The sequence below is a fragment of the Paracoccus zhejiangensis genome, assembly GCF_002847445.1.
Classification (GTDB): Bacteria; Pseudomonadota; Alphaproteobacteria; order Rhodobacterales; family Rhodobacteraceae; genus Paracoccus; species Paracoccus zhejiangensis.
Genome location: NZ_CP025431.1, coordinates 145,279 through 164,345 on the forward strand (window position 1 = coordinate 145,279; position 19,067 = coordinate 164,345).

General features: G+C 68.8%; 20 protein-coding genes and 1 riboswitch. Of the genes, 9 read left to right on the plus strand and 11 right to left on the minus strand.

The features are described 5' to 3' along the window. Position 1: 1 nt before the first annotated feature. Complete coding sequence (locus CX676_RS19975; protein ID WP_101754558.1) at positions 2 to 742, plus strand: precorrin-2 C(20)-methyltransferase; 741 nt, start codon at positions 2 to 4, stop codon at positions 740 to 742. Next, positions 739 to 1,476 carry a precorrin-3B C(17)-methyltransferase gene (gene cobJ / locus CX676_RS19980; RefSeq protein WP_101754559.1) on the plus strand — a complete coding sequence of 246 codons (738 nt, stop codon included), beginning with the start codon at positions 739 to 741 and terminating at the stop codon, positions 1,474 to 1,476. Before CX676_RS19975 ends, cobJ begins: the two co-directional genes overlap by 4 nt. Here the strand turns inward: cobJ and CX676_RS19985 are convergent. After that, positions 1,449 to 2,201 carry a cobalt-precorrin-6A reductase gene (locus CX676_RS19985; protein ID WP_101754560.1) on the minus strand — a complete coding sequence of 251 codons (753 nt, stop codon included), beginning with the start codon at positions 2,199 to 2,201 and terminating at the stop codon, positions 1,449 to 1,451. The genes cobJ and CX676_RS19985 overlap by 28 nt on opposite strands. Here CX676_RS19985 and cbiE point away from each other — a divergent pair. The 7 genes from cbiE to CX676_RS20020 all read left to right on the plus strand — a co-directional run bounded on the left by cbiE (position 2,200) and on the right by CX676_RS20020 (position 11,632). Further along, positions 2,200 to 3,393 (plus strand): precorrin-6y C5,15-methyltransferase (decarboxylating) subunit CbiE, encoded by a 1,194-nt coding sequence (gene cbiE / locus CX676_RS19990; protein ID WP_101754561.1) that lies wholly within the window; start codon positions 2,200 to 2,202, stop codon positions 3,391 to 3,393. The genes CX676_RS19985 and cbiE overlap by 2 nt on opposite strands. After that, complete coding sequence (locus tag CX676_RS19995) at positions 3,375 to 3,755, plus strand: cobalamin biosynthesis protein (RefSeq protein WP_232816692.1); 381 nt, start codon at positions 3,375 to 3,377, stop codon at positions 3,753 to 3,755. Before cbiE ends, CX676_RS19995 begins: the two co-directional genes overlap by 19 nt. Further along, positions 3,752 to 4,531: a precorrin-4 C(11)-methyltransferase gene (gene cobM / locus CX676_RS20000; RefSeq protein ID WP_101754562.1), complete on the plus strand. Its 780-nt coding sequence runs from the start codon at positions 3,752 to 3,754 to the stop codon at positions 4,529 to 4,531. The genes CX676_RS19995 and cobM overlap by 4 nt, the downstream gene beginning before the upstream one ends. Then, on the plus strand, positions 4,528 to 5,865 hold the full coding sequence (locus tag CX676_RS20005) for a cobyrinate a,c-diamide synthase (RefSeq protein ID WP_101754563.1): 1,338 nt from the start codon (positions 4,528 to 4,530) through the stop codon (positions 5,863 to 5,865). The genes cobM and CX676_RS20005 overlap by 4 nt, the downstream gene beginning before the upstream one ends. Positions 5,866 to 5,906: 41 nt before the next feature. Continuing rightward, a riboswitch (cobalamin riboswitch) is annotated at positions 5,907 to 6,123 on the plus strand. A 34-nt stretch (positions 6,124 to 6,157) separates the two neighbouring features. Continuing rightward, entirely contained in the window at positions 6,158 to 6,829 is a 672-nt protein-coding gene (locus CX676_RS20010) for an energy-coupling factor ABC transporter permease (protein WP_101754564.1), read from the plus strand. A 73-nt stretch (positions 6,830 to 6,902) separates the two neighbouring features. Beyond that, positions 6,903 to 7,661 (plus strand): precorrin-6A synthase (deacetylating), encoded by a 759-nt coding sequence (gene cobF, locus CX676_RS20015; RefSeq protein ID WP_101754565.1) that lies wholly within the window; start codon positions 6,903 to 6,905, stop codon positions 7,659 to 7,661. Positions 7,662 to 7,747: 86 nt separating this feature from the next. Continuing rightward, positions 7,748 to 11,632 carry an ExeM/NucH family extracellular endonuclease gene (locus tag CX676_RS20020; RefSeq protein WP_101754566.1) on the plus strand — a complete coding sequence of 1,295 codons (3,885 nt, stop codon included), beginning with the start codon at positions 7,748 to 7,750 and terminating at the stop codon, positions 11,630 to 11,632. Between the two features lie 20 nt (positions 11,633 to 11,652). Here the strand turns inward: CX676_RS20020 and CX676_RS20025 are convergent, their stop codons facing one another. From CX676_RS20025 to thiD, 10 genes are read right to left on the minus strand one after another with little or no spacing between them, the layout of a single operon-like run. After that, positions 11,653 to 12,396: an ABC transporter permease gene (locus CX676_RS20025; protein WP_232816693.1), complete on the minus strand. Its 744-nt coding sequence runs from the start codon at positions 12,394 to 12,396 to the stop codon at positions 11,653 to 11,655. Further along, a complete protein-coding gene (locus tag CX676_RS20030; RefSeq protein WP_101754567.1) occupies positions 12,393 to 13,100 on the minus strand; it encodes an ABC transporter ATP-binding protein in 708 nt (235 codons plus the stop codon). Before CX676_RS20030 ends, CX676_RS20025 begins: the two co-directional genes overlap by 4 nt. Beyond that, positions 13,097 to 13,774 (minus strand): TenA family protein, encoded by a 678-nt coding sequence (locus CX676_RS20035; RefSeq protein WP_101754568.1) that lies wholly within the window; start codon positions 13,772 to 13,774, stop codon positions 13,097 to 13,099. Before CX676_RS20035 ends, CX676_RS20030 begins: the two co-directional genes overlap by 4 nt. After that, the gene (locus tag CX676_RS20040; protein WP_101754569.1) at positions 13,771 to 14,718 is read right to left on the minus strand and encodes an ABC transporter substrate-binding protein; all 948 of its coding nucleotides are present in this window, start codon (positions 14,716 to 14,718) and stop codon (positions 13,771 to 13,773) included. The genes CX676_RS20035 and CX676_RS20040 overlap by 4 nt, the downstream gene beginning before the upstream one ends. Next, positions 14,715 to 15,707 carry a HesA/MoeB/ThiF family protein gene (locus CX676_RS20045; protein ID WP_101754570.1) on the minus strand — a complete coding sequence of 331 codons (993 nt, stop codon included), beginning with the start codon at positions 15,705 to 15,707 and terminating at the stop codon, positions 14,715 to 14,717. The genes CX676_RS20040 and CX676_RS20045 overlap by 4 nt, the downstream gene beginning before the upstream one ends. Next, a complete protein-coding gene (locus CX676_RS20050; protein WP_101754571.1) occupies positions 15,704 to 16,300 on the minus strand; it encodes a thiamine phosphate synthase in 597 nt (198 codons plus the stop codon). The genes CX676_RS20045 and CX676_RS20050 overlap by 4 nt, the downstream gene beginning before the upstream one ends. Beyond that, entirely contained in the window at positions 16,297 to 17,061 is a 765-nt protein-coding gene (locus CX676_RS20055; RefSeq protein WP_101754572.1) for a thiazole synthase, read from the minus strand. Before CX676_RS20055 ends, CX676_RS20050 begins: the two co-directional genes overlap by 4 nt. Positions 17,062 to 17,064: 3 nt before the next feature. Beyond that, positions 17,065 to 17,259: a sulfur carrier protein ThiS gene (gene thiS, locus CX676_RS20060; RefSeq protein ID WP_101754573.1), complete on the minus strand. Its 195-nt coding sequence runs from the start codon at positions 17,257 to 17,259 to the stop codon at positions 17,065 to 17,067. After that, positions 17,256 to 18,239 (minus strand): FAD-dependent oxidoreductase, encoded by a 984-nt coding sequence (locus CX676_RS20065; protein WP_101754574.1) that lies wholly within the window; start codon positions 18,237 to 18,239, stop codon positions 17,256 to 17,258. The genes thiS and CX676_RS20065 overlap by 4 nt, the downstream gene beginning before the upstream one ends. Next, entirely contained in the window at positions 18,236 to 19,039 is an 804-nt protein-coding gene (gene thiD, locus CX676_RS20070) for a bifunctional hydroxymethylpyrimidine kinase/phosphomethylpyrimidine kinase (RefSeq protein ID WP_101754575.1), read from the minus strand. The genes CX676_RS20065 and thiD overlap by 4 nt, the downstream gene beginning before the upstream one ends. Positions 19,040 to 19,067 lie beyond the last annotated feature (28 nt).

Genomic DNA, 19,067 nt, shown 5'->3' on the forward strand with positions numbered 1-19,067 from the left:
CATGGGCCGCATCCTCTGCGCCGGGCTGGGGCCGGGCGATCCCGACCTGATCTCGGTCCGCGCCGACCGGGCGATCCGGTCCGCGCGCCACGTGGCCTATTTCCGCAAGGCCGGCCGCGCCGGTCAGGCCCGTCGCATTGTCGAGGGGATGCTGGCAGAAGGCGTCACCGAGCACGCGATGGAATATCCCGTCACCACGGAAATTCCCTTCGACAGCCCCGATTACATCCGGCTGCTGGCCGATTTCTATGACGACTGGACCCTGCGGCTCGAGGCCTTGGCGCAAAGCGGGGCTGAGGTGGTGGTCCTCTGCGAGGGCGATCCGTTCTTCTACGGCTCGTTCATGCATCTCTACACGCGGCTCAAGGACCGGGTGCCGGTCGAGGTGATCCCCGGCATTCCCGGCATGGTCGGCTGCTGGCACGCCAGCGGTCTGCCGGTCACATGGGGCGATGACGTGCTGTCGGTGCTGATGGGCACGCTGCCCGAGGCGGAAATGGTCAGCCATATGCGCGGGGCCGATGCGCTTGCGATCATGAAGACCGGGCGCAACCTGCCCAAGGTGCGCCGCGCGCTGGAAGCCGCCGGGCGGCTGGACCAGGCCTGGCTGATCGAGCGCGGCACCATGCCGGACCAGCGCATTGCCCGGCTGGCCGAGGTCGAGGCCGCCGATTGCCCCTATTTCGCCATCGTGCTGGTTCACGGACAGGGCCGCCGCCCGGTCAGCGGGGGGCCGGAATGAGCGGCTGGCTGGCCGTCGCGGGGCTTGGTCCCGGCGATCCCTCGCTGGTGACGCCCGAGGTGACGGCGGCCTTGGCCGAGGCCACGGATGTGGTGGGCTATATCCCCTATGTCGCCCGCGTCGCGCCGCGCCCCGGACTGACCCTGCATCCTTCCGACAACCGGGTGGAACTGGACCGGGCCTTGGCCGCGCTGCAGATGGCGGCAGAGGGACGGCGGGTCGTCGTCGTCTCCTCGGGCGATCCGGGGGTCTTTGCCATGGCCTCGGCGCTGTTCGAAGTGGTGGAGGCGCGGCCCGAGTTTCATGACCTCGATATCCGCATCCTGCCCGGCATCACCGCCATGCTGGCGGCGGCGGCGCGGGCCGGTGCGCCCCTGGGGCATGATTTCTGCGCCATCAACCTCTCGGACAATCTGAAACCCTTCGCCGAGGTCGAGCGCCGCTTGCGCCATGCCGCGCAGGGCGGGTTCGCGATGGCCTTCTACAACCCGCGTTCATCCTCGCGACCACATCAATTCGCCCGCGTGCTCGAGATCCTGCGCGAGGAATGCGAGCCTTCGCGGCTGATCACCTTCGCCCGCGCCGTCTCGACGGCTGAGGAGGCGCTGACGACTGTTACCTTGGCCGAAGCCACGCCCGAGATGGCCGACATGCGCACCGTGGTCATCGTCGGCAATGAAGCAACCCGCAGGGTGGGGGGTTGGGTCTATACGCCGCGATCGGTCACCGGATGACCCAGCCAGTCCATCACCTCGGCCACTGTGGCGGCAATGGGTCGCGGCGGCAAAGCGGGCCGGTCGATCAGGATGACCGGCAGCTTGAGCGCACGGGCGGCGATGAGCTTGGCCTCGGCCCCGCTGCCGCCGGCATTCTTGGCGACGAGATGGGTGATGGCGTGGGTTCTGAGCAGCGCCAGATCGCCCGCTTCGGTAAAGGGGCCGCGGTCGAGGATCACATGGGTATCGGGCAGGGGCAGCGGACCGGCGGGCGGATCGACGTGGCGCAGCAGGTAATGGTGCTGCGGTCTAGCCGCGAAGGTTGCGATATTCTGCCGACCGATCGCCAGAAACACCCGCGCCGGCTTTTCGGGCAGGGCCGCGACGGCCGCATCCATGTCGCCAACACGGGTCCAGTCATCGCCGGGGGTCTCCGTCCAGCCGGGGCGTTCAAAGGCCATCAGCGGAATGCCAGTGGCCTCCGCCGCCGCCACGGCATTGCGGCTCATCGCTGCTGCAAAGGGATGGGTGGCGTCGATCAGATGGGTGAAACCGCCCGCGCGCAGGAACTCGGCCAGCCCCTCGGCCCCGCCGAAACCGCCTACGCGCAGCGGCAAGGGCTGCGCCCTCGGCGCCTCGGTGCGACCGGCATAGGAGAAAAGCGCGGGAATACCAGCAGCCGCCAGCGCCCCGGCCAGTTGGCTCGCTTCGGTCGTTCCACCCAAGAGAAGGATGCGCGTCATGGCTGAGCCCTGGTTGTCGATCATCGGTCTGGGCGAAGATGGCCCGGCGGGGCTGACCGAGGCAAGCCGGGCCGCGCTGGCCGAGGCGGAAATCGTCTTCGGCGGGCCACGGCACCTGGCGCTGGTGGATGCGGGGGCGCGCGGGCAGGCTTGGCCGGTGCCGTTTTCGCTGGCCCCGGTGCTGGCGGCGCGGGGGCGCAGGGTGGCGGTGCTGGCCTCGGGCGATCCGTTCTGGCACGGCGCGGGTGGCTCGCTGATGGCCGATCTTCACCCCGGGGAATGGCAGTCCTTTCCGGTGCCATCCAGTTTCGCGCTGGCGGCGAACCGGCTTGGCTGGCGGCTGGAAGAGGTTACCTGCCACGGTCTGCACGCCGCGCCCTTTGAACGCCTGTTGCGGCAGATGGGGCGGGGGCAACGGCTGATCTGCACGCTGCGGGACGGCGCGGCGGCGGGGGAACTGGCGGGCTGGCTGGTGGGGCAGGGTGCTGGCGATGCGCGGCTCTGGGTGTTGGAACGGCTCGGCGGTCCGGGCGAGCGCATCCGCAGCACCACGGCAGGCGGGTTCGACCTGTCCGGGATCGAGGCTCCGGTGATTGCCGCCATCGACATCGCCACGCCGGCGGGGCTGCCGCTGACCCCCGGCCTGCCCGACGCGCGCTTTGCCCATGACGGGCAGATCACCAAGCAGCCGGTCCGCGCGCTGACCCTCTGCGCGCTGGCGCCGCGCAAGGGCGCGCTGCTCTGGGATCTCGGCGCGGGGTCAGGGTCGATCTCGGTCGAATGGTGCCTGCAGGGCGGCCGGGCCATGGCGGTCGAGGCGCGGGTGGACCGCGCCCGGACCATCGCGCAGAACATCGACCGCTTTGGGTTGCAGGACCGGATGCAGGTGCTGACCGCGCGGATCGAGGGTGGCGCGCTGCCGGATGCCCTGAAAACCACCCGCCCCGATGCCGTCTTCATCGGCGGCGGCGCGGATGCCGCGCTGGTTCAGACGCTGTTCGACACATTACCCACCGGCACAAGGCTGGTGATGAACGCGGTGACGCTGGAGACCGAGGCGCTGGTGCTGGACGCGCAGACCCGGCGCGGCGGCGTGCTGATGCGGATCGAGCTGGCCCGCGCGACCCCCTTGGGCGGAATGCGCGGCTGGACCCCCGCGCGCCCGCTGGTGCAATGGAGCGTGGTCCTGTGATCGTCGCCGGGATCGGGCTGCGGGCTGCGGCCACGCTGGACGCCCTGCGCGCCGGCCTCGCACTGATGGGCGGGGTGCGGCTTTCGGCGCTCGCCACGCCGGAGGACAAGGCAGATCATCCCGCCTTGCGGGCGCTGGCCGATGAACTCGACCTGCCGCTGATCGCCGTGCCGCTGGCGGCGCTGCGCCTCCAGAACTGCGCGACAACGACCCCTAATCAACCCGACCGCTACGGCACCGGCTCGGTGGCCGAAGCCTCGGCGCTTGCGGCTTGCGGGCCGGGCGCAAGGCTGATCCGGCCCCGTGAGATCGCGCCGGGTGGCCTCGCCACGCTGGCGCTTGCAGAAGGAACCGACCCATGACCGTTCATTTCATCGGCGCGGGGCCGGGGGCGGCCGACCTCATCACCCTGCGCGGGCGCGACCTGATCGCGTCTTGCCCGGTCTGCCTCTATGCCGGTTCGCTGGTGCCCGAGGCGCTTTTGTCCCATTGCCCGCCCGGGGCAAAGATCGTGAACACTGCATCCCTCAGTCTCGATGCCATCATCGACGAAATCGCCGCGGCCCATGCGGCGGGGCAGGATGTGGCGCGGTTGCATTCGGGCGACCTGTCGATCTGGTCGGCCATGGGCGAACAATTGCGCCGGCTGCGCGCGCTGAACATCCCCTATGACGTGACCCCCGGCGTTCCCGCCTTTGCCGCCGCCGCCGCGGCACTCGGGGCGGAGCTGACCCTGCCCGGCGTGGCGCAATCGCTGGTCCTGACCCGCACCTCGGGCCGCGCTTCGGCCATGCCCGAGGGCGAGACGCTGGAGAACTTTGCCCGCACCGGGGCGACTTTGGCCATTCACCTGTCGGTGCATGTGCTCTCCGAGGTGCAGGAACGGCTGGTGCCGCATTACGGCCAGGACTGCCCGGTCGCCGTGGTGTTCCGCGCCAGCTGGCCCGACCAGCGCCTCTACCGCGCCACGCTGGCGACGCTGGATCCTGCCATTGGCGAGGGCGAGCGGACCGCGCTGATCCTCGTCGGCCCGGCGCTCGGGGCCGAGGATTTCGACGAAAGCCGCCTTTATGCCGGCGATTATGACCGCCGTTACCGCCCTGTCGGCACCAACCCGCGCTTCCCGGAGGCGCCATGACCGCGCCCGGCCTGATGATCGCCGCCCCGGCTTCGGGTACCGGCAAGACCACCGTGGCGCTTGGGCTTCTGGCCGCCTTTCGGGCGCAGGGCCTGAGCGTGCATCCGTTCAAGAGCGGGCCGGATTACATCGACCCGGCCTTTCACGCCGTGGCGGCGGGCCAGCCCTCGATGAACCTCGACAGCTGGGCCATGTCGCCCGGTCGCATCGCCATGCTGGCGCGCGGGGCCGAGGGGGCCGACCTGGTGCTGGCCGAAGGCTCGATGGGCCTTTTCGACGGGGTGGCGAAACCGGGCGAGACCGGCAGCGGTGCCAGTTCCGATCTGGCGGCTTTGAGCGGCTGGCCGGTCATTCTGGTCCTCGACGTCTCGGGCCAGGCGCAATCGGCGGCAGCGGCGGCGGCGGGTTTCGCGCGCTTTCGCAAGGATGTGCGGATCGGCGGCGTGATCCTGAACCGCGTCGCCTCGCCCCGGCACGAGGCGCTGACCCGCGCCGGCATGGCCGAGGCCGGGTTGACGGTTCTGGGCGCGCTGCCGCGCCGGCCCGATGTGGAACTGCCCGAGCGGCATCTGGGGCTGGTTCAGGCCGAGGAATTGCCGCGTCTGACTGCCATCCTTGAGGATCTGGCGGGCTTCATCGCCCAGCATTGCGACCTCGAGGCGATCCGGGCGCTGGCGGTGCGCGGCGCGTTCGCCGGCGCGGATGCCGCCCCCGTCCCGCCACCGGGCGAGCGGATCGCGCTGGCGCGGGATCAGGCGTTCTCGTTCATCTACCCGCATCTGTTGGCCGACTGGCGGGCCGGCGGGGCGACGATCCTGCCCTTCTCGCCCTTGGCGGACGAGGCGCCCGACGCCTCGGCCACGGTCTGCTGGCTGCCCGGCGGCTATCCCGAGCTTCATGCCGGGCGGCTGGCGGCGGCGGAAACCTTTCGCGCCGGGCTGACCCGCTTTGCCGAGACCCGCCCCGTTCATGGCGAATGCGGCGGCTATATGGCGCTGGGGGCCGGGCTGGTGGCGGCGGATGGCACGCGGCACCGGATGGCCGGGCTGTTGGGGCTGGAGACCAGCTATGCCAAGCGCCGGATGCATCTGGGCTATCGCCTTGCCGCGCGGGCGGCGCGGCCCTTGCCGGGCCTCGCGGACGCCGCTGGCCTGCGCGGTCATGAATTCCACTATGCCACCATCCTCGACCAGCCCGACGCGCCGCTGGCCGAGGTGCGTGATGCCAATGGCGATCTGGTGCCCGAGACCGGGTCGTTCCGCGACAGCGCCGGCGGCGGTCGGGTCAGCGGCACGTTCTTCCACCTGATCGCGCCAGCCAGTGCAATCGCCTGACAGGGAACCGGGAATCCGGCTTGACCCGCGTCCCGCCCCGGCGCAGAAAGATCGGACGAGGTGTCCCGGACCGCAAGGAACGGGGCTGAAACGGGAATGGGGAAGGGCGTCCCTGCAAGTGACGCCTGTGCCCCAGCCGCCCCCGCGACTGTAAGCGGAGAGCGGCCATCCGATTGCCACTGGCCCCCTTTGGGCCGGGAAGGCGGGTGGTCGCCATGATCCGCGAGCCAGGAGACCGGCCTCGACGCAATGAAACCCATCGGTCGTCGGGTGTGACGGCAAGGAGACAGACATGCATATCGAACCCGGCATCGTTGACGGTGCCAAGATCGTCCTCAGCTATGCCACCGCAGCCGGCGCCGCGGCGACCGGGCTGTTCATGCTGGGGCAGTCGACCCGGCAGAGCGGCCTCGCTTCGGTGGCGCTGCGCAGCGTGATCGCCACGGTCGCCACCTTCGGCTTCTTCCAGGTGCTGCCGCATTACCCGGTGGGGGTCAGCGAGGTGCACCTGATTCTCGGCTCGACCCTGTTCCTGATCCTCGGCGCCGGTCCGGCTGCACTGGGTCTGGCCATGGGCCTCTTGCTGCAGGGCCTATTCTTTGCACCCTTCGACCTGCCGCAATACGGCATGAACGTCACCACGCTCCTGGTCCCGCTCTTCGCCGTCGCCGTTCTCGCGCAGCGGATCATCCCGGCGGGCACGGCCTATGTCGATCTGCGCTATGCCGATGTGCTGAAACTCTCCTTCGCCTACCAGGGCGGCGTGGTGGCCTGGGTCGCCTTCTGGGCCTTCTACGGTCAGGGTGCCTCGGCGCTGGCCGGGATAGGGATGTTCGGCGCGGCCTATATCACCGTCGTGCTGATCGAGCCGCTGGTCGATCTGGCGATCCTCGCCGGTGCCAAGGCGCTGGCCGGGCGGATGCCCGCCTCGCTGGTCACGCCGCGGCTGCTTGCTTCGGCCTGATCCGACAGGCCAATCAGATCAGGGGCGCGGACCTGCGGGACCGCGCCCCTTTCTCATGACGCGCAGGCACCCCATGATCGAGCTTATTCTCATCGGCATCGGCACCGGCAATCCCGACCACCTGACTGCCGAGGCGGCGAAGGCGATGAACGCCTCCGACCTGATCCTTGTGCCCTTGAAGGGCGAGGACAAGTCCGATCTGGCCGGTCTCAGGCTGGCGATCTGCCGCGAGGCGCTGACCGATCCGGCAACGCGGGTCGAGACCTTTGACCTGCCCGTCCGCGATCCGGCGACGCCCGACTATCTCGCGCGGGTGCAGGACTGGCATGACGCCATTGCCGCCATCTGGGAGGATCGCATCCGCGCCCATCTTGACGCCGGCGGCGGGCCGCGCGTTGCCCTGCTGGTCTGGGGCGATCCCTCGCTTTACGACAGCACCCTGCGCATTGCCGAGCGGGTGGGCCGCCGCCTGCCGCTGACCTTGCGCGTCATCCCCGGCATCACCGCCATTCAGGCGCTTTGCGCCGCCCATGCCATCCCGCTGAACGATCTCGGCGCGCCCGTCACCATCACCACCGGCCGGCAATTGCGCGCGGGTGGCTGGCCCGAGGGGGCATCGACCATCGTTGTCATGCTGGATGCCGGCGGGGCCTTCGAGGCCCTTGACCCGGCGGGCCTGACCATCTGGTGGGGCGCCTATGTCGGCATGGCCGAGCAACTGCTGATCGCCGGTCCGCTCTCTGAGGTTGCGCCACAGATCATCGCCACGCGGTCCGAGGCGCGGGCGCGGCATGGCTGGATCATGGACATCTACCTGATCCGGCGCGGCTGAGACCTGCAGAGAATGCAAGGCTGGTCACAGCTTTGTCACCTGACTAGGGTCAAAGGGGTCAATGTCACGAGAACGGGAGAATCGTCATGGCCTCGAACCGCGCGCACAAGGGCAATGCAGCAGCTGACCGGGGAGGGCCGTCGCTGATCCTCGGCAACCAGCGGGGCAATCTGCTGGAGGGTGGCGCGGGCAAGGACATGATCCTTGGGCTGGGCGGCGATGACACCATCCGCGGCGGCGGCGGCGATGACCGCATCCTTGGCGGGCGTGGCAATGATACCGCCGTCTATGCCGGCGGGGTCGATGACTATGCGATCAGCCGACTTGGCGGCATTGTCCGGGTCGAGGCGCTGTCGGGCAACGAGGGCCGCGACTGGCTGCAATCGGTCGAGGCGCTCTATTTCGAGGGCGATGATTACACGCTGCATCTGGATGGCCGGAACAATGCCGTGCTGGCCGGGGATGATGCGGTGGCGGCGGGCGAGGACGGGGTTACCCTGATCGACACCGCCGATCTTCTGGCCAATGACCGCGAGTATGACGGTGACGCGCTGACCATTACCGGGGTTTCGGCTGCGGCCTCGGGTGCGGTGGTGACGCTGGAGGGCGGCCAGATCAGTTATGATCCGGGCGACCGCTTCGACCATCTGGCCGAGGGCGAGACGGCGACCGACAGCTTTACCTATACCGTCGATGACGGGAAGGGCGGCACCGATACGGCGACCGTGACTGTCACCATCACTGGCCAGAATGACGCGCCCACGCTGACCGCCACCACCAGCGTCACCGTGGCCGAGAACCAGACCGCCGTGCCCGCCGGCCTCTCGGCCACGGACCCAGACAGCAGCGACCTGACCTATGCAATCAGCGGCGGGGCCGATGCGGCGCTGTTCCAGATCGACCCCGAGACCGGCGAGTTGAGCTTCATCACCGCGCCGGATTACGAGAACCCCGGCGATGCGGGCGGCGACAATATCTATGACGTGACCGTCAGCGTCACCGATGGCGCGGGCGCCAGCGACAGCGCCGATATATCGGTGACGGTCGAGGACGTGACCGAGACGCCGCCGATCGTCGCCCGGATCAACGAAATTCACTATGACAATGCCGGCACCGATGCGGGGGAGTTCATCGAGGTCCGAGTCAACGCGGGCGATGATGCCTCGGGTCTGTCGGTCGAGCTCTATAACGGCAGCAATGGCGGGGTCTACGGCACGCTCTCCATCGCCGATGCGACGATGACCAGCGACGGCACGCATGATTTCTATGTCTGGAACCTGCCCGCGAACGGGTTGCAGAACGGCGCGCCGGACGGGATGGCGCTGGTGAATGGCGGCGAGGTGGTCGAATTCCTCAGCTACGAGGGCGAGATGACCGCAACCGGCGGCGCGGCGAATGGCCTGACCTCGACCGATATCGGCGTCTCCGAGCCGAGCGATACGCCCCTCGGCCAATCCTTGCAGCGGAACGAGGATGGCAGCTGGCGCGCGCCGGAAACCGCGACGGCAGGCGCCAGCAATGACGCCGCCGAGCCTGAATTCGCGGCGCGGATCAACGAATTTCACTATGACAATGCCGGCACCGATACCGGCGAGTTCGTCGAGGTAAGGGTGACGGCGGGCGGCGATGCCTCTGGCCTGTCGGTGGAACTCTATAACGGCGGCAATGGCTCGGTTTACGGCACGTTGTCGATTGCCAATGCCACGATGACAAGCGATGGCACCCATGATTTCTATGTCTGGGACCTGCCGGCCAACGGGTTGCAGAACGGTGCGCCGGACGGGATGGCGCTGGTGAATGCTGGCGAGGTGGTGGAATTCCTCAGCTACGAGGGCCAGATGACCGCCGCAAGCGGCACGGCGGCAGGCATGACCTCGACCGATATCGGCGTGGCGGAAACCGGTGGCGATGCGCCGGGCCTGTCGCTGCAGCGCGATGCGGAGGGGAACTGGTCTGCACCCGCCGAGGCGACCAAGGGCGCAGCCAATGCGGGCGATGGCGGCGGCGAGACCGCGACGCCGCAGCTGATTTCCTTCATCCAGGGGTCAACCGATGCCTCGACGCTGATCGGCCAGCGGGTCGAGGTGACGGCGGTGGTCGTCCATATCGCGGCGAACGGCTTCTACCTGCAGGAGGAAGACGCCGATGCCGATCTCGACGCGCTGACCTCGGAAGGGATTTTTGTTTTCACCGGCGGCGGCGAGGCGGTGGCGCTTGGCGATCTGGTGCAGCTTGACGGCACCGTCACCGAATTCGGCGGGCTGACCGAGCTGACCGCCGTGTCGGACGTCATGATCATGTCCAGCGGCAACGAGCTGCCGACGGCGGCGACCGTCGAACTCTCGCCCGAGGGCTTCAACTATGAATCGGTCGAGGGGATGCGGGTCTCGGTCATCAGCGGCACCGACGCGCCGCTGACGGTGATCGAGAATTTCGATTTCGACCGCTATGGCGAGATCGTCGTGGGTGCTGGCGTGCAATACCAGCCGACGCAGATCCATGATGCGCAGACCGAGGCCGCCGAGGTCGCGGCGCTGGCCGAGGCCAATGCCCAGAACCGGCTGATCATCGATGACGGCATCAGCACGCAGAACCCCGACGCGTTTGAGTATGTCCCGAACACCACGCCGGGCGACAATGGCAATGGTTATCTCGATGCTGGCGATGAGTTCGGCGCTGGCGGCGCGACGCTGCGGCTTGGCACCCAGTTCACCGGGCCGATCGAGGGCGTGATGACCGAGCAGTTCGGAGATCACGCGCTGATCCCGACCGGGCAATTGCCGATCGACGAGGCCACCAATTCCGGCGCGCGACAGGACGCCCCCGACGATGTGGGCGGCGAGCTGCAGGTGGCTTCGATCAACGTGTTGAACTATTTCACCACGCTCTCGGGCGGCACCGGGCCGGATGGCACCCTGGACCCGCGCGGGGCCACGACCGAGGCCGATCTGGCCCGGCAGACCGAGAAACTGGTCTCGGTCATGACCGGCACCGGGGCCGAGGTCTTTGCCCTGCAGGAGATCGAGAATGGCGGCTTTGGCGAGGGCTCGGCCATCGACGCGCTGGTCGATGCGCTGAATGCCGAGGCCACGGCCACCGGCTCGGGCGCGGTCTATGCCTTTGTCGATCCGACCGGGACCGGCGGCTTTGTCGGCGAGGACGCGATCATGACCGGCATCGTCTATGACAGCGCCGCGCTGACGCTGGTTCATACCGATTTCGTCGAGTTCGACGAAAGCACCGCCGCGACCACCTACCAGCTGGCCAAGGTGCTGGATGACGCCTTGCCGCAATCGACCTATCTGGGCGATTTCCAGCGCAACCGCCCCTCGGTCGCGGCGACCTTCGAGGATGCGGAGGGGAACCAGTTCACCGTGGTCTCTTCGCATTTCAAGTCCAAGGGTGACAGCGGGCTGCTGGCCTTGTCCAATGCCGCGCAGGCCTATCTGGATGCCAATGGCGCGGCGGCGGGCTTTACCCAAGCGGATATCGACGCGCTGCGGGCGGATGCGAATTTCGATCAGGGCGACGGTCAGGGCTTCTGGAACGGCGTCCGGGCCGAGGCGGCGGTGCAGCTGGCCGACTGGCTGGGCACGGAATATGCCGGCGGCGGGGTCAGTGACTATCTGTTGATGGGCGACATGAACGCCTATGCGCAGGAGGACCCGGTTCAGGCGCTGCGCGAGGCCGGGCTGGTCGATCTGATCGACCAGTTCATCGGGCAGGATCAGGCTTACAGCTATGTCTTCGACGGCCAGCGCGGCACGCTGGACCAGGGGCTGGCCTCGGCCAGTCTGTCCGATAATGTCACCGGGGCGACCGAATGGCATGTGAATGCCGATGAGCCGGACCTCTTGGGCTACAGCTCGCAGTTCAAGGATCCGGGCTTCTACAATGACGGGCCGTTTGCCGCCTCGGACCACGATCCGCTGATCGTCGGGCTCACGCTTGACGATCCGCTGGTGGCGTAAGCCGGAACAGACCGGGGGGGTTAGCCGAAGCGCGCGAACCCCCGGCTCACCAGACGGCTGACCAAGGCGTGAAAGCCAAGCGCGATCAGCGTGACGAGGGCCAGCGCGGCGAAGGCCAGATCGGTGCGCATCCGGCCATTGGCAAGGATCATCACCGCGCCCAAGCCCTCGGACCCGCCGACCCATTCGCCGATGACCGCGCCGATGGGGGCATAGACCGCCGCGAGTGTCAGGCCGCTGCCCAGCATCGGCAGGGCCATGGGGATGCGGATATGGGCCATCTCGCGCCAGCGGCTCGCTCCCATGGTCCGCGCCAGATCGAGACAGGCCGGCGAGCTGCGCATCAGCCCGTCGAGGAAGGCCGAGGCCACCGGGAAAAAGCAGATCAGCGCCACCACGGTGATCTTGGGCGCCATGCCGAACCCCAGCCACAGCGTCAGGATCGGCGCCAGCGCGAAGATCGGGATCACCTGCGACAAGAGCAGCACCGGGCGCAGCGCGGCGGCGAGCCGGGGAAAGCTGGCCATCAGCACGGCGAGGATCGCGCCGGTGCCAGCCCCGAGCGCGAAGCCCGCGAGGATCTCGGTCAGGCTGGTCAGCGCGCCCTGCGCCAGCACCTCTCGGTGGCTAGCGATGGCCGACGCGACCGCCCCCGGTCCGGGCAGGAGGAAGGGCGGCAGGCCAGTGAGAAGGACCAGCGCCTGCCAGCCTGCCAGCAGACCCAGCCCGACGGCCAAGGGCGTCAGCATCCGTTGCGCCTTCATGCGGCGGTCCCGGCGATCAGGCGCGACATCAGTGCGCCCTGACAGCGCAGAAGTTCGGGATGTGACGGCGCGCGCGGGATGGGAAGCGCAGGGGTTTCCACCGCGCTCAAGCCCGCCTCGGTCAGCACGTGGATACGGTCGGCCAGACGCGCGGCCTCGGCCGGGTCATGGGTGACCATCAGCACGGTGCGGCCGCGCAGCAGCTCGGCCGCGAGGTCCTGCATCTCGAGCCGCAGCCGCACATCCAGCGCCGAGAAGGGTTCGTCCAGCAGCACCAGCGGGCGATCCTCCATCAGCGTCCGCGCCAGCGCCACCCGCTGCCGCTGCCCGCCCGAGAGTTCCGCCGGTCGCTTCGCGGCATGGGCCGCAAGCCCGGCGCGGTCGAGAATGGCGTCGAGCCGCGTGAAATCGGCGGCATGGCCGCGCAGCCTTGCGCCAAGCGCCGCGTTCTGGCGCACGGTCAGCCAGCCGAGCAGGCCGGGATCCTGCGCCATCAGCGCCACTGGCTGGCGGAACTGCACCCGGCCCTTGAAGCTGCCGCCGATCGGCAGGCCGGCGATCAGCCGCAGAAGCGTCGATTTGCCCACCCCGGAATCGCCCAGAAGCGCCGTCCATTGCCCCGGTTCCAGCCGCAGCCGGATCGGCGGAAACAGTGCCCGGCCCGACATGATGACCTGCCCCGAGAGGATCACCGGTGCGCTCATGCCCGGCCCAGCCCCCAGAAGCCGACCTCGAGCCGGGTGGCGGTGGCAAAGCGATGGGACAACTGCTGCCAGCGCGGCAGTTTTTCCGGCGCCGGCCCCAGCCGATCCGCCACCGCCTTGTCGATCATCGCGCCGCGCGTATGGCACATCGCCTGATAATCGGCGCCGCCATAGGTCTCGATCCAGTCGCGATAGGGGGTATCGCCGGCCTCGATCATCAGCCGCGCGCCGATCTCGCCATAGCCCAGCACACATGGCGCGAGCGCCGCCAGCAGGTCGAGGAAATCGCCGGAATAGCCGGTTTCCAGCACATAGCGGGTATAGGCGAGGTTTTCGGGTGCCTCCTCGGTCGCCAGCAGATCGGCCTTGCTGATCCCCGTCGCCTCGCAGATGCCGACATGCAGCGCCATCTCGCCCTGCAACAGGGTCTGCACCGTGGCCGCCGCCGCCTGCATCTCCTCCAGCGTGCCCGCCTTGACCACCGCAAGCGACCAGGCGCGCGAGAAGTGGATCAGGAACAGGTAATCCTGCCGCAGATAGGTGAGGAAGGCGGCGCGGGGCAGGCTGCCATCCTTCAACCCCTCGACGAAGGCATGGCGGGTATAGGCAGCCCATTGCGGCGCGCAATCCGCCCGCCACAGCGCGAAGCTGCGGCCGTAATCCGGGGCGGTCATTGCTCGGCCCCCGGATCCAGCGCCAGTTTCGACACCGGCAGGGTCGCGTCGATCATTCCGGCCTCGTGCAGAAACGCCTCGAACCGCGCATAGCGGCCATGATCCAGCGCCGCCGGGCTATGGGCGAAACGCGGCAGCGTGTCTTTCCACGCCTGCGTGTTCAGCTCGTCCGAAAGGTCGGGGCCTGAGGCAGCGAAGGTTTCAAACGCCTCGTCGGGATGGTTCAGCATGTATTCCGTGCCGCGCTCGATGGCGGCGAGGAAGCGGGTGATGCGGTCGCGGTCAAGGCTGTCGGCATTGGCGACGAAGATCAGCTCGTCATAGCTGGGCAGCCCGGCCTCTTCGGGGAAGAAGCAGCGGCCATTACCACCCGCGAGCCGCATCTGGGTCAGCTCGAAATTGCGGAAGGCGCCGATCACGGCATCGACCTGCCCGGTCATCAGCGAGGGCGTCAGCGACCAGTTCACATTGACCATCTCGACATCGTCAGCGGTCAGCCCGGCACTTTGCAACATGGCCGCCGTGGTGGCGCTTTCGACGCCCGAGACTGAATAGCCGATCTTCCGGCCCTTCAGGTCGGCGAGGCTCTGGATCGGCCCATCGGCATCGACCATCAGGCAATTCAGCGGCGTCGCAACCAGCGTGCCGACGCGCAGCAGCGGCAGCCCCTCATGCACCTGCAGATGCAGCTGCGGCTGATAGCTGACCGCCAGATCGGCCTTGCCCGCCGCCACCAGCTTCGGAGGCTCACTGGGATCGGCGGGGGCGACGATCTCGACCGCCAGCCCCTCATCGGTGAAGAAGCCCTTTTCCTGCGCGAGGATGATCGGGGCATGGTCGGGATTGATGAACCAGTCGAGCAGCAGGGTCATCTTGTCCTCGGCCAAGGCCGGCGTGGCGAGCGTGAGGCCGGCCAGCGCGGCGAGAAGGCGGGTGGTGGTCATCTTGGGTCTCCAGTGGAAGGGGATTGAGGGTTGGCCAGCAGCGCGATCTCGCCCGGCCAGACGGCGCGCAAGCGGTCGGCGGCGCGCCAGGCGCGCAGGCCCGAGCGGCAGGTGAAAACGGCGCGCTGGTCGGGGGCAGGGATCGGACCGGCGGGGCCGAAATCCTCGACCGACTGACGGCGGGCATGGCGGGCGACGGGGGCGGGGGCTTCGGTGGCGTCGCGCAGCTCGATCAGGAAATCGTCGGGGCGCAGGGCCGAGGCGGCGATGAAGGGGTGCGGTGCGGCTTCCGGTTCGGGGGCAGAGTCGAAGCGGAAGGAGGAAGTACGGAAGTCTTTCATCTCGAAGCGCAGCATCTGACCCAGCGGCGAGGGCTGCAGCCCCAGCACCACGGCCAGCGCCATCTGCGCCTGAACCGCCCCCAGCATGCCCACCACCGGCCCCAGCACCCCGGCGCTGGCGCAGGTCGCAAGGCTGTCGGGCAGGTCGGGAAAGACCGCGCGCAGCGAGGGCGCGCCGCCGCAGAAGCCGCCGACATAGCCCGACATGCCAAGCGCCGAAGCCGAGATCAGCGGTTTTCGCAGCGCAAGGCAGAGGTCCGACAGGACATAGCTGGCCGCAAAACTGTCAGCGCAATCGAGGACCAGATCGGCACCGGCGACCAGTGCCGGGGCGTTTTCCGGCGTCAGCCAAGCGACCAGCGGGGTGACTGCCACCCCGGGATTCAGCGCGCGGGCGAAACCGGCGGCGGCCTCGGCCTTGGGCTGGCCGAGGCTAGGGCCATAGATCGGCTGGCGGTGCAGGTTCGTCTCTTCGACACGGTCGGGATCGATCAGCGTGATCCGTCCGATGCCGGCACCCACAAGGTATTGCAGCGCGGGAACCCCAAGACCCCCCGCGCCGACGACCAGCAGATGCGCCGCAGCGATCCGCGCCTGACCCTCGGCGCCGATTTCGGGCAGGATCATCTGGCGGGCATAGCGGTTCATGCCGTGGCCTTCAGCCAGTCGCGCACCCGTGCCTCGGGGTCGGGGTTCAGGGTGATGTCGGTCACGGCCGAGACAACATCGGCCCCGGCGGCAAAGGCCAAGGGCGCGCGGTCGATGCTGAGCCCGCCAATGGCGATCAGGGGAATGCCACCGGTCCGCGCCTTCCACTCGGTCAGTTTTTCAACGCCCTGCTGGTGCCATTTCATCTTCTTCAGGATCGTGGGCCAGACCGGGCCGAGGGCGATGTAATCGGGCGTCAGCGCCAGCGCGCGGGCCAGTTCCGCCTCGTCATGGGTCGAGACGCCGAGCCTGATGCCGGCGGCGCGGATGGCCGAGAGGTCGGCACTGTCCAGATCCTCCTGCCCGAGATGGATCCAGTCGCAGCCCTCGTCGATGGCGATCTGCCAGTGGTCATTGACGACCAGCAGCGCCCCCGCCGCGCGGCACAAGGCCTGCGCCCGGCGGATCTCGTCGCGGGTCTCGGCGTCAGGTCGATCCTTGACCCGAAGCTGCACCAGTTTCACGCCAAGCGGCAGCATCCGCCCGATCCAGTCGGCGGTTTCAAAAATCGGATAGAAGCGGGGCAGGGTCATGCGAGGAAGGCCTTTCCGAGAACGGGGGTGGATGGCGCGGCCATGTCGCGCGGCTCCATCGGGTCCGCCTCGAAGGCCGCGCGCCCGGCCTCGACCGCCAGTGCCATCGCCCGCGCCATGCCGACCGGATCGCCGGCCTTGGCGACGGCGGTGTTCAACAGCACGGCGTCAAAGCCCATCTCCATGGCCTGCGCGGCATGGGACGGCAGGCCGACCCCGGCATCGACCACCAGCGGCACATCGGGGAAATGCGCCCGCAGGCTGCGCAGGCCATAGGGATTGTTCAGCCCCAGACCCGAGCCGATCGGCGCGCCCCAAGGCATCAGCACCTGACTGCCGACCTCGAGCAAACGTCCGCAGACCGTCAGATCCTCGGTGCAATAGGGAAAGACCTCGAATCCGTCCTCGGTCAGGATGCGCGCGGCCTCGACCAGTCCGAAAACATCGGGTTGCAGCGTGTCGGCATGGCCGATGACCTCGAGCTTGATCCAGCTTGTGGCAAAGAGTTCCCGCGCCATATGGGCGGTGGTGACGGCCTCCTTGACCGTATGGCAGCCGGCGGTGTTGGGCAGGATGCGCGTGCCGAGCCCGGCGATCATGTCCCAGAAGGCCTGACCCCCGCCCGCCTCGCGGCGCAGGCTGACCGTGGCGATGCCCGCCTGCGAGACGCGGAAGGCTTCGGCCAGGATCGCGGGCGAGGGATATTGCGCCGTGCCCAGCATCAGCGCGCTGTCGACCGTGGTGCCATAGAAGACCGGCATGGCTCAGCCCCCCTGCATCGGCGCGACGACCTCGATCCGGTCGCCCTCGGCGATCGGGGTGGTGGTGCGCAGGGCTGCAGGGACGAAATCGCCGTTAAGGGCGGTGGCGACCTTGGCACCAAAGCCGCAATCGGCCAGCAGATCGGCCAGCGTCGCGGCCTCGGTCGCCCGCGGCTCGCCATTGAGGGTGATCATCATGCAAAAACCTCGTCCATGAACTCGGGAATGATGCCGCGCTCCAGATGATCCGCCGCCATCGCAGCGACGGTCGGGGCCAGCAGGAAGCCGTGGCGGTAGAGCCCGTTGGCGTAGAGGGTCGAACCGACACGCCGCAGCCGGGGCAGGTTGTCGGGAAAGGCCGGGCGGGCATCGGCGCCGGTTTCCAAGAGTTCCGCCTCGCCAAAGGCGGGCAGCAGCGCATAGGCGGCGGAGAGGAGTTCCAGCACCGAGCGCGCCGTCACCACCCCACGCCGGTCGCTTTCGATCATCGTTGCGCCCAGCATGAAGACGCCATCGCCGCGCGGCACGATGTAGAGCGGGATGCGCGGATGCAGCAGCCGGACGGGGCGGTTCAGCGTCACGCCGGGGCAGCGCAAGACCATCATCTCGCCCCGTACACCGCGCAGGTCGGGCAGGGCATCGCGGGCGGCAAGGCCGCGGGCGTCGATCAGCTGGTCGGGTTTGGTGGCGGGCGGCGCGCGGTGGACCGCCACTCCTTTCGCCTCGAGCCGGCGGCGCAATTCCGTCAGCGCATCACGCGGCGACAGATGCGCCTCGGCCTCGTAGAACAGACCCGAGGTGAAGCGCCCGGCAAGGTCCGGTTCCAGCGCGGCAATGGCCTCGCCGTCCAGCAGCCGGTGGCCGCGACTGCGCCGGGCGAAGCGGGCAAGCTCGCCCCGGTCGCGGTTCAGCGCGAGGACCAGCGTGCCCTGCCGGCTGACGCCGCCGGCATGACGCTGCCACCAGCCAATCGCCCCAAGGCCATGCCGCTCCACCGGCTCCTCGGCGGATTCGCCCTCGCAATAAGGGGCGAGCATACCGCCCGCCCAAAAGGAACAGCCATGCGGGCCGGGGGTGGGTTCGGGATCGACCAGCTCGACCTGATGGCCGCGCGCGGTCAGTTCGGTGGCCAGCGTCAGGCCCATCACCCCGGCACCAAGGATGCGGATGCCGCTCATGCCCCGGCCCCCCAGAGCGCATGGAAATGATGCACCGGCCCGTGGCCCGACCCGATCCGCAGCCGGTCGGCAGCGGCAATGGCGCCCTGCAGGTAGGCATGGGCGCGGGTCACCGCCTTGGGCACGGAGAGTCCCTGCGCCAGTCCGGCAGCGATGGCGGCAGAGAGGGTGCAGCCGGTGCCGTGGGTGTTGCGGGTGGCGATGCGGGGGGCGGTCAGGCGATGGGTCTCGGGTCCGAGCAGCAGGTCGGTGCAGACCTCGCCCGCGTCATGGCCGCCCTTCATCAGCACCCAGTCCGGCCCCAGCGCCAGAAGTGCCCGGCCCTGCGCCTCGCGCGCCGTCAGGTCGGCGGCGGGTTCCGCTCCCAGCAGCTCGCCCGCTTCCGGCAGGTTCGGGGTCAGCACGGTCGCCAGCGGCAGCAGCTCGCCCCGCAGCGCCGCGATCGCCTCGGCGGCCAGCAGCCGGTCACCGGATTTCGCCACCATCACCGGGTCGAGCACCACCGGCAGACCGCGCCCCGCAAGCCCCTCGGCCACGGTGCGGATCACCACAGGATCACCCAGCATCCCGATCTTCACCGCCTTCACCGGCAGATCGTCGAAGACGGCTTCCATCTGCGCCCGGATCAGCGCGGGCGACAGGGTTTCCACGGCGGTGACGGCGCGGGTGTTCTGCGCGGTGATGGCGGTCAGCACGCTGGCGCCGTAGGTGCCAAGCGCAGAAAATGTTTTCAGATCGGCCTGAATTCCCGCGCCACCGCCGCTGTCCGAGCCTGCGATGGTCAAAGCTATATCCGTCACGTCGCCCCCTTCGACCGACGGATGGATT

Coding starts and splice junctions, on each gene's coding strand:
- CX676_RS19975 (WP_101754558.1), top strand. CDS start 2: ATGGGCCGCATCCTCTGCGCCGGGCTGGGGCCGGGCGATCCCGACCTG.
- cobJ (WP_101754559.1), top strand. CDS start 739: ATGAGCGGCTGGCTGGCCGTCGCGGGGCTTGGTCCCGGCGATCCCTCG.
- cbiE (WP_101754561.1), top strand. CDS start 2,200: ATGGCTGAGCCCTGGTTGTCGATCATCGGTCTGGGCGAAGATGGCCCG.
- CX676_RS19985 (WP_101754560.1), bottom strand. CDS start 2,201: ATGACGCGCATCCTTCTCTTGGGTGGAACGACCGAAGCGAGCCAACTG.
- CX676_RS19995 (WP_232816692.1), top strand. CDS start 3,375: ATGGAGCGTGGTCCTGTGATCGTCGCCGGGATCGGGCTGCGGGCTGCG.
- cobM (WP_101754562.1), top strand. CDS start 3,752: ATGACCGTTCATTTCATCGGCGCGGGGCCGGGGGCGGCCGACCTCATC.
- CX676_RS20005 (WP_101754563.1), top strand. CDS start 4,528: ATGACCGCGCCCGGCCTGATGATCGCCGCCCCGGCTTCGGGTACCGGC.
- CX676_RS20010 (WP_101754564.1), top strand. CDS start 6,158: ATGCATATCGAACCCGGCATCGTTGACGGTGCCAAGATCGTCCTCAGC.
- cobF (WP_101754565.1), top strand. CDS start 6,903: ATGATCGAGCTTATTCTCATCGGCATCGGCACCGGCAATCCCGACCAC.
- CX676_RS20020 (WP_101754566.1), top strand. CDS start 7,748: ATGGCCTCGAACCGCGCGCACAAGGGCAATGCAGCAGCTGACCGGGGA.
- CX676_RS20025 (WP_232816693.1), bottom strand. CDS start 12,396: ATGAAGGCGCAACGGATGCTGACGCCCTTGGCCGTCGGGCTGGGTCTG.
- CX676_RS20030 (WP_101754567.1), bottom strand. CDS start 13,100: ATGAGCGCACCGGTGATCCTCTCGGGGCAGGTCATCATGTCGGGCCGG.
- CX676_RS20035 (WP_101754568.1), bottom strand. CDS start 13,774: ATGACCGCCCCGGATTACGGCCGCAGCTTCGCGCTGTGGCGGGCGGAT.
- CX676_RS20040 (WP_101754569.1), bottom strand. CDS start 14,718: ATGACCACCACCCGCCTTCTCGCCGCGCTGGCCGGCCTCACGCTCGCC.
- CX676_RS20045 (WP_101754570.1), bottom strand. CDS start 15,707: ATGAACCGCTATGCCCGCCAGATGATCCTGCCCGAAATCGGCGCCGAG.
- CX676_RS20050 (WP_101754571.1), bottom strand. CDS start 16,300: ATGACCCTGCCCCGCTTCTATCCGATTTTTGAAACCGCCGACTGGATC.
- CX676_RS20055 (WP_101754572.1), bottom strand. CDS start 17,061: ATGCCGGTCTTCTATGGCACCACGGTCGACAGCGCGCTGATGCTGGGC.
- thiS (WP_101754573.1), bottom strand. CDS start 17,259: ATGATGATCACCCTCAATGGCGAGCCGCGGGCGACCGAGGCCGCGACG.
- CX676_RS20065 (WP_101754574.1), bottom strand. CDS start 18,239: ATGAGCGGCATCCGCATCCTTGGTGCCGGGGTGATGGGCCTGACGCTG.